This is a genomic window from Paenibacillus sp. N119s (genome assembly GCF_059447605.1).
The window spans coordinates 1-5,860 of the sequence record NZ_JCAJRU010000276.1; the positions used below are offsets into that span (position 1 = coordinate 1).

The following is a 5,860-nucleotide window of genomic DNA, read 5'->3' on the forward strand; positions in this document are numbered from 1 at the left end:
ATCCATTTCTTTTTTTCTGCCAATTTACAGCTGCCGCCATAAATTCATCACTTTTGTAACCATAGCCATAAATTCCGTGTTCTGCTCTGCGAATCAACGCATCAATGATAGGTTGGGCTGTTTTGAAATCCATATCCGCAATCCACATTGGGAAGCTATCTTCGGCGTTGAAGTTCTCTTTAAGATGTTTTTTTGACCATTTAATAGAATCGGTTCTTTTTCTGTCAATAATTTCATCAAAATTGTATGCTGTCATCATGATAGTCCTCTCTAACAAATAAATATACCAACCAAAATAGTATAGCATCTAAACTATTTTCGATCAATACTGCACCATTATGGCTGAATACCTTGTGTTCTATTCGTTTCGTGGAGAGAGCATCATTTCAGTATACCGCTGCATCACGTTGTAAAAAGCCTTGATTTCTTCGCTACTGAAACTTTCGTGTAACGTTTTGTCGGCCCACATGAGTTCTTTAATATCGTATAATTTGTGCGCTTTGCTCAATGCCTCTCCTTTTTCTGTAGCATAAAGATTTAAGTTTTTTGCATTACCGTTTTCTTTTTTTCGAAGGATGAATCCGCGTTGCTCCAGCTTTTTTAGAATCTGTGAAGTTGCTCCTTTTGTACGGTTCCACTCCAATGACAGCTTGGCAGCAGTGATCCCTGGATTCTCCTCAATCATCGTCAGGGTGTGCACTTCGACCATGTTGATTTCTTCGCCAGTACCGTAGTCCCGAATGGCTTTAATATAATCGCTGTACGTCATAACAAATTTATATATGATACTGGCCTTATTATCTAATTCATGATATTTGTCGTCTTGTTCATGAAGTTCCATCGTTTGCACCTTGTCTTTCATTAAGTATTTAATTGTATCGTACCACATGGTTCAAGCAGGTACATAATACATTGGAGAAACATTACCGTTACTTTCATAAACCTAGGTTCAGTATTTTCAACATACATATTCCATGGGGGAAAGCAGAATCGAGTTAATAAAACCGGCTGCAAAAAGCCTTTAAGCCCATTCTCTTCTTTCATGATTTTCCGAATTTCGGGAATACTCTGAGCAAAGTGAAAACAGGAGGAATCACGATGTGGATTATAGTCTGGAGCACGATTCTTTTGGCTTGTATCGGTACCTTGTTTCTAAGGATAGCAGGACGCAAATCCATTTCACAAATGACAATCCCACAGGTTATGATTTTATTGGCTATCGGTACTGTGCTTGGTTCTGAAGTAAGCGGGAAGGGGATGACGAATACGATTCTGGCACTCGGCACCTTCATTTTATTCCTTATCGTTGTTGAATGGATTACGCTGCGTTCGAACCGTATAGAGTCGATTTTAAAAGGAAAAAGTGTGTCCGTCATTCATGAAGGTAAACTAGAAATAGATAATTTACGCAGGCTTCGAGTGTCTGTCGACGACCTTGAAAAACGTCTGCGAATGGTCGGAATTTCGAATATTGAAGATGTGAAGCATGGTACTATTGAAAATAATGGCGAGTTTGGCTATGAGTTGTACCCCGAAGCAAAGCCAGTAACAAAAAAAGACATGGAGCTTATGTTGAAAGCTTATTTGCCTCAGCTAAAAAGAGACGTTTCATCAGGGGTGAAAAGAATTTCTTTAGAAGGAGACCAGACAGAACCCCATCGTGACGAAGTTCCTACTCACCTTCAATGATTTTAAAGTAGAAGAAAACGCCTCAACACTACATCTGAGCCTAAAAAAGATTATTTAAATATGGAAAAGAACCCGGCAATGATAAAGCTTAATCGGAACATTCCGGATAGAGTTTTTCCCTAAGTGCTGTCCGTTGCGCAACCAAAAATATATATTATAAATATAATTTGGTCTGGAAAATTATATGGAGCTGCGCAGCAGCTCTTTTTTGTTGGTTCAAAACGGAGTAAATCAAAGATCTTCTTCATTGCTGACGATCATTTGTAGATACTGGGGAAAACCGAGTCGGTGGCGGCATTGTGTAGTGGGATAGGATAAGGGCATCTACCATATTAAACAGCATTAATATAGGGCAATGTTATATCATTCTGCTTTAAAAAAATTATTTTCTTGTGAACCAAATCAATTCCTTGATGATCTAATTTATAGATAAACTTTAAAAGGAGAGGGGGAACTACTGCGTGGAACTAACAGAGAAAGCAGAGCTTGCGACACCAGGGGACAAGGAAGCTTTCATGAATGCTATACGAGCTGTCCAACAAAGCCTATATGTAATAGCAAGATCGATCGTTAAAAACGAAGAAGATTGTGCGGACGCTATACAGGAGACCATTGTCAAAGCTTTTTCAGATGTACATAGACTGAAAGAGCCTGCTTATTTTAAAACATGGATCATTCGGATTTTGATCAACGAGTGTAATCGGATTATTAAGAAAAAGAAGAGAGTATCCCCTATCCCTTATGATTTAAGAAAGACGTCATATAAGGGTGAGTATGAACAAATCGAGCTGTTTGAGGTAATTGATGGACTGGATGAACAAAGTCCAAAGTACAAGACTTGGTCATCCCTAATACAGTAGAGATCGCAGTGGATAACACCCTTTCATCACTTTTTGATCAAAATATGAAAAAGAGATCCCCCCACAAAAGATGGAGATGGGGAGCAGTAGCCGTTGCTTTTTTTCGTTCTGGGTGCAGTTTCTATCCTCACCTTTCCGACATTTGCCGAAGTACTCAGGTCATTGTTTGCCAAGGATAATCCGGATATCGGACTGATGCGTGCACAGGAATTGGGATTGGTGATTAATCCTCATATTAAGGTGAAGGACAAAGGTTACACGCTGGTGATTAATGAGGCTGTTGCTGATCCTACCCGAGTGACCCTTGCACTTCAACTTTTTGATGAAAATGGGAAGCATGATCGCGACAAGCTCGGTCTTGGCGATGTGAATACGATTACGATCAAAGATGATAAAGGAAACGTAGTGGGTAGCATGTACGATATGGGGTACACGAGTGATTTTTATTATATGGTTGATTTCTTTAGTGAACCGCTAAAAACAGACAAGATTACGATAGAAGGGAGTATTGGAACGCTTGGACAAAGTAACGAAACCTTAATAAAAGGAAATTGGAACTTTAGCTTTGATATTGATATGAAAGAGGCAAACAAGCAGAACAATATAGAGGAGTTGGCAGGTAGTTACACCACGCCACACGGAATGACGGTTACATTAAAAAGACTAACGAGAATGGTGCAAGGAGTACGTTCGAACTAGAAACCGAACTTGATGGCGCGGCAATGGCAAGATCCCCCGGTGATTTATGGGAAAAGCAGATGCTGAGCTTTCATTTCGAAACTACAGGTGGAGAAGAGATTCACTCGGTGAATCCAAGAAAATGGAACTACATGGACAGCTTAATGACATCTGATCATAAAGTTGTTGGAAATGGAAAAATGCGTTGGAGTTATACCTTCAAGTACCTGCCTGAGGATAAACCATACCGCTTTGTCCTGGATGCATACTCGGTTGCAGAAATGGACGGAAGCAAGATTTCATTTAGACCATCTGAGTTGACCGAACCCCAAACTTTTAAAATAATGAATGATAGCCTGGAGTTGGTTAGGGCTTCACTTGAGAAATCGCAAGTCAACAAAGGCGCACATGAAACTGTCATCTCATTCTACGGGAAAATGGATAATGAAATAAAGTATGAGGAGTGGAAAGCATATGATCCAACAGGTAAGCAGTATAACGTACTTGCTGTGGGGGGATCAACGATTGAAAAAACTCTGACTGATCATTGGAGAGAGGGATATATCAGCATGGGGGGATCGTAGGGCAAAGCAGCCTTATGAATTCCGGATTATGAAGCTAGATCAGATTCCGGAGGAGCTTACCCTGGTTAGAGAAGTGGTGGATAAACGATACAAAGACCCTAACTGGTCAGTGTTGCTCAAATAGCAGAAAAAACGAACTTCTCCTATCAGGGAAGAAGTTCGTTTTTCATTTTAGAATTATATGGTTTTGATATTAGCAAAGCTATTTACTCAATCGTGATGCGTTCGGCACAGAAACGATTCGATTTTATAATGTATCCTAGCATGGAAAATATGTTCAGTACTTTTGCTGTGTCAATATTCACTTCATTATTAAAGAGAAATTCGTCAAAAATAGCAAGTCTCCTGTTACATGGAGATTTGTTATTTTGTGTTTTGAGATAATAAATTTCGCAAAAGCAATAGTACTTAAGTTATAAATTTTCTAAAAAAATAAACCTTTTATGAGAAATCAAAACGTTTTTATTAACAAAAAAATAAAGTTTATAACGTAAAATGAGAGAAAATTTAAATTAAATTAAAATTTCGGGAGAAAATTCAAAGAAAATATCGCTTGATAATTGGTCCAAAAGTACTAAGAAAACTACTTTCTATTTAAAAAGTGAAAAGTTATTAGTTTTGAAATATTTTAGCTTGAGTAAATAAATACCATGATTTAGGGGGTTAAATAGTATTGGTGAAAAAAGCTGAAATTTGTCGGATGGTGTCAGAAGCGGTTTGTTATATCTGTGTTAATAATATGTAATGTAAAATTTGTTTTGGTACAAGGGTTTTGGACTTTCGTACAAGCCTACATCATTTTTATTTTAACGATTGTAAAATCAAAAATTTTGTTCTTAATCACGTTAACTTGTCATGCTTAGTAGTCAATTTAATAAAAAAGTGAAATTCTTGCATTTAAAGTTATAAGAATAATGGAATAATATAGGTTATTTATTCATTTTATGAAACCTATCAATTTGGAACTTATGTCCCATGTTAATCGGTTTTAAAGTTTGTATATTTAAAATAGCTAGAAAGTATTGGGAGATAAAAAGGGAAATAAGGATTTATTGTGAAATTTTAGGCAGCAAGAGGGCGCGGAAAATTTTTGTGGCGACTCAAATCGTGTCTTGGTTTTTGCAAACCATGATCCATCTGACTGGAAATCCAGTTATTTTATTTCATTGGACATGAAAGTTCTGCCTAAAATGGCTTCATAAGTACATATGCTGTTTCTTTTATAGACACTGTATGGAAGCACTGGCTGTATCCAAAAATCATAGCAGTTGTAAAGACAAGACTGCAAGATTACCTGTCCATAGCGTCATATCCGGTAAATCCGTCCCACATTTCCCGTATTCCAAAGACAATTTCATTTTTATTAACCTTTCACCGAAGAGCTTCGTTTGATACAGAGAACACTGGAAGAAGTACTGTATTCTTCCGTGTCAAAATTAAGATGTCATAAGCGCAGCCGTGAGTATTTTCCGCCTTTTTCAGCCTAGAATTACGCTCTTAACCACGCTGCAGCAGCTCATGCGTCTCATAGCATCAATACCCTCCAGCCAATCAGATAGCACACATCACGATACACTACGTTGTTAACATTGCAGGCACCATTCTACAAACCACCACCAAGATGCACTCACAGCATAATTCGAAAATGTTCCCATCTATGCACATATTCATACACTCAGAGTTAGAGTTTCTTCACGATGTCCGCCCAACTAAAAATAGCTTGTACTACGAAAGTGTGAGCGATGAAAAAAAGAGGTGCTTGTCTCGATCAAAATCAGCTCTTCGAAGCTTCAAGGGCTGAAGAGATACCAGCAGTATGTGCTCAGATCTCAATGGTATATCAGAAGTGGTCGCTTTTGCCGACCACCATTGGCAATTCAATGCCGGAGAAAGGGATCTCGCAGGATCATTCTTTGCCAAGGGATGGTCATCTAAGCAGAGTTACTTTTACCCATATCTATTTAGTGAGGAGAGATACGTATGACTCAGCACGATGTTCAATTGTTTGCATTAAGCCAGCCACAGCAACGTATTTGGTACACGGAGCTT

6 protein-coding genes and 1 pseudogene are annotated in these 5,860 nt (G+C 38.3%); 5 read left to right on the forward strand and 2 right to left on the reverse strand.

Translation table 11 applies throughout. The features are described from left to right. Nucleotides 1–259, reverse strand: a pseudogene (locus tag AC5V8P_RS22520) (cystathionine beta-lyase); the annotation flags it as partial. Between the two features lie 99 nt (nucleotides 260–358). Next, complete coding sequence (locus tag AC5V8P_RS22525) at nucleotides 359–862, reverse strand: MarR family transcriptional regulator (RefSeq protein ID WP_231116951.1); 504 nt, start codon at nucleotides 860–862, stop codon at nucleotides 359–361. 236 nt (nucleotides 863–1,098) lie between these two features. Here AC5V8P_RS22525 and AC5V8P_RS22530 point away from each other — a divergent pair, with 236 nt between their 5' ends. The 5 genes from AC5V8P_RS22530 to AC5V8P_RS22550 form a co-directional block, all read left to right on the forward strand. Next, on the forward strand, nucleotides 1,099–1,689 hold the full coding sequence (locus tag AC5V8P_RS22530; protein ID WP_063211010.1) for a DUF421 domain-containing protein: 591 nt from the start codon (nucleotides 1,099–1,101) through the stop codon (nucleotides 1,687–1,689). A gap of 461 nt (nucleotides 1,690–2,150) precedes the next feature. Continuing rightward, nucleotides 2,151–2,549 (forward strand): sigma factor, encoded by a 399-nt coding sequence (locus AC5V8P_RS22535; protein ID WP_081276871.1) that lies wholly within the window; start codon nucleotides 2,151–2,153, stop codon nucleotides 2,547–2,549. A gap of 93 nt (nucleotides 2,550–2,642) precedes the next feature. Next, complete coding sequence (locus AC5V8P_RS22540; RefSeq protein ID WP_231116952.1) at nucleotides 2,643–3,248, forward strand: DUF4179 domain-containing protein; 606 nt, start codon at nucleotides 2,643–2,645, stop codon at nucleotides 3,246–3,248. A 59-nt stretch (nucleotides 3,249–3,307) separates the two neighbouring features. Then, nucleotides 3,308–3,811 carry a hypothetical protein gene (locus AC5V8P_RS22545; RefSeq protein WP_495473881.1) on the forward strand — a complete coding sequence of 168 codons (504 nt, stop codon included), beginning with the start codon at nucleotides 3,308–3,310 and terminating at the stop codon, nucleotides 3,809–3,811. Nucleotides 3,812–5,643: 1,832 nt separating this feature from the next. Beyond that, on the forward strand, nucleotides 5,644–5,860 hold a 217-nt coding region (locus tag AC5V8P_RS22550; protein WP_495473882.1), incomplete at its 3' end, for a hypothetical protein.